Below are 247 nucleotides of genomic sequence, written 5' to 3'. Positions count from 1 at the left end.
CCACCGACGGCGGCTATACTGGCTGCGGAAGCCATGGACGACAAAGGCATGGCGATGCTGTACCAGATTGAGCAAGCACATTACGTTTCCGGGCTCAAGATCGTCGATACCCCCGTGCTGCGTCAATGTGCAGAAGCGATCGGCCTGGATGGCGATGCCTTCTGCACGGAATTGGCGTTTATTCGAGCAGAAACACTGTCACGGCATATCAACGCCAGCCGTGAACTTCTGGCGAAAGTACGTGGAC

Annotated in this window: 1 pseudogene; it reads left to right on the top strand. The window is 56.3% G+C overall.

Annotated elements, in window-relative coordinates:
- Positions 1 to 247, top strand: a pseudogene (locus tag NXT09_RS22455) (DsbA family protein); the annotation flags it as partial.

This window comes from Pectobacterium jejuense (assembly GCF_026800125.1).
GTDB lineage: Bacteria > Pseudomonadota > Gammaproteobacteria > Enterobacterales > Enterobacteriaceae > Pectobacterium > Pectobacterium jejuense.
The sequence above is the reverse complement of the archived record's forward strand: the minus strand, read 5'-3'. Positions and strand labels throughout refer to the sequence as shown.